This window comes from uncultured Holdemanella sp. (assembly GCF_934754935.1).
Lineage (GTDB): Bacteria > Bacillota_I > Bacilli_A > Erysipelotrichales > Erysipelotrichaceae > Holdemanella.
The window spans coordinates 1-2640 of sequence record NZ_CAKVJB010000068.1; the positions used below are offsets into that span (position 1 = coordinate 1).

The 2640-nt window shown below is 33.9% G+C and carries 2 protein-coding genes; both read right to left on the reverse strand.

Annotated features, from left to right (window positions below):
- Nucleotides 1-83: 83 nt before the first annotated feature.
- The gene (gene htpG / locus Q0E86_RS11105; protein ID WP_295757183.1) at nucleotides 84-1991 is read right to left on the reverse strand and encodes a molecular chaperone HtpG; all 1908 of its coding nucleotides are present in this window, start codon (nucleotides 1989-1991) and stop codon (nucleotides 84-86) included.
- A gap of 315 nt (nucleotides 1992-2306) precedes the next feature.
- Nucleotides 2307-2519 carry a hypothetical protein gene (locus Q0E86_RS11110; protein WP_288538307.1) on the reverse strand — a complete coding sequence of 71 codons (213 nt, stop codon included), beginning with the start codon at nucleotides 2517-2519 and terminating at the stop codon, nucleotides 2307-2309.
- Nucleotides 2520-2640 lie beyond the last annotated feature (121 nt).

The following is a 2640-nucleotide window of genomic DNA, read 5'->3' on the forward strand; positions in this document are numbered from 1 at the left end:
TAAATTACAAGCTATAAAACAAAAAGAGAGGAGCTGAACTCCATAAGCGATAAAATTCACTTACTCGTTACAGCCCCCTAGAATTATTTCACTAATAATTCACAGATTTTCTTAGAATATGCGATTGGATCTTTGATTGCGAAGCCTTCAATTAAACAAGCCTGATCATATAATACTTCAGCCACTTCTTTAACTTTATCTTTATCTGTCGCATATAAAGATTTCAAAGTTTCAAAGATTGGATGATTTGGATTGATTTCCAAAATACGCGTTGCCTTCATTGGCATTGGATTTTGGTTTGGCATATTTGCGAAAACCTTTTCCATCTCAAAAGAAATACCTTCCCCAGCTGTTAAGCATACTGGATCCTCTGTCAATTTATTAGACAATTTTACTTCGGCAACCTCATCACCTAAAGCCTCTTTCATGAATGTCAATAAATCTTTGTTTTCTTCTTTTGACTTATTTAAAGCTTCCTTCTCTTCTTCAGTATCCAAATCTAAATCACCTTGAGCGGCATTTCTGAACGTCTTTTCTTTATAGTTCATCAATGTCTGCATCACAAATTCATCCACTTCATCCGTTAAGTAAAGAACTTCAAATTCTTTATTCTTCAACGTTTGAACAACTGGCATCTTATCAATCAATTCAACATCTTTACCAGATACAAAGTAAATGTCTTTTTGATCTTCTTTCATACGAGAAACATATTCACTTAAAGTGACATATTTCTTTTCTCTTGAAGAGTAGAACAACAATAGATCTTGGAATTTTTCTTTATCCATACCATAGTTGTTGTAGACACCAAACTTCAAGTTTACACCAAATTCTTCAAAGAGTTTTTCATATGCTTCACGATCTTTGGCAAGCATGTTACCAAGTTCATTCAATACTTTCTTTTCAATACGACCCGCAATCAATTTTAATTGGTGGTCATGTTGAAGCATTTCACGAGAAATATTTAAAGATAAATCTTGAGAATCCACTAGACCTTTCACAAAACGCAAAGAGTCTGGCAACAATTCTTCGGCATGATCCATAATGAATACACCTCTGCAATATAGTTGAAGACCCTTCTTATAGTCTTGAGAATAGAATCCTTGAGGTAAGTGTGATGGAATATAAAGTAATGCTGTAAAGCTAGTATTTCCCTCAACACTAAAGTGAATCACTTTTTGAGGATCTTGGTAATCATAGAAGTGATCCTTGTAGAATTGATTGTATTCTTCATCTGTAATTTTTGATTTTTGACGCTTCCACAAAGGAACCATTGAGTTCAAAGTCTGATCTTCAACCACTGTTTCATATTCAGGCTTTTCACTTTCCTCTGTACCCTCTTTCATCTTCTGAGTTTCTACATTCATCTTGATTGGATAACGAATATAGTCTGAATATTTCTTGATCAATTCTTTTAATTCATAAGTTTCCAAATATTTAGAATAGTTTTCTTCATCTGTATCATCTTTTAAAGTTAAGACGATCGTAGTACCATTTGCTTCCTTTGTACAAGGTGTGATTTCATAACCATCTTCACCAGCACTTACCCATTCATAAGCCTCATCGCTACCTGCTTTTTTCGTAATGACACGAACATCTTTTGCGACCATAAATGCAGAATAGAATCCAACACCAAATTGACCAATGATATCAACATCTTCATCGTTGTTTTCTTCTTTTTTCTTCATTTCCTCTTTAAAAGCCAAAGAACCACTCTTCGCAATTGTACCTAAGTTTTCCTCTAACTCTTCCTTAGACATACCAATACCAGTATCCGAAATTGTCAATGTACGAGCATCTTTGTTTGGTTCAATACGAATCTCAAATTGACTCGCATCCGCATGTCCTTGACTTTCATAATAATATTTATCAATCGCATCACTCGCATTTGATACAAGTTCACGTAAGAAAATTTCCTTGTGTGTATAAATGGAATTGATCATCAAATCCAATAAACGTTTTGACTCCGCTTTAAACTGTTTTTTCTTAGCCATAATACCACTCCTTTTAGCACTCTAATATTTTGCCTGCTAATACTATACAACACCTTTTTAGCAGTGTCAATATCAGTGTGCTAAATATTATGAAGTCGAGCAACACCTTTTTTACGTAGCCACAAATAGAAATATAGAGATAAAATTAGGTTTACAGTAATAAAACAACTAATATACCCACAAAATCCAAGTGTCCATCCTGTCCTTTGGCTCGAACAATTTCAATATTTTTATGTTTCATATGTACGTTTCCTTTCCTTAGTTCAAACAAAAATAAGTGTGCTATTTGTAGAAGTTTCCTTTTTTCATAGATTGTCAGTCTTTCTCCTTCTTGATAAAGATCACCGTTTGATTCTTCATTGAAATTTTTTCAACCTCATACCCAAACTCTAAGAGTTCCTTCTTGTATTTCAAAAAGGAATAATCCAACGGTACTTTTGCGATTTGTGCGATTTCATCAAAAGTCAATGTTAACTGCTGCCTATCACTTCCTTGTATGTACACCCAAAGCGTATGGTATTTACTCATAATGCCTCCTTACCATGGCAATTCAAAAAAATACGCAGAACAAACCCAATGTCATTAAGTTAAGAAATGACGGCTTCGAGGGGAACACAAAAAATGTGCTCCTCTTTTTTTTATGGAAAAT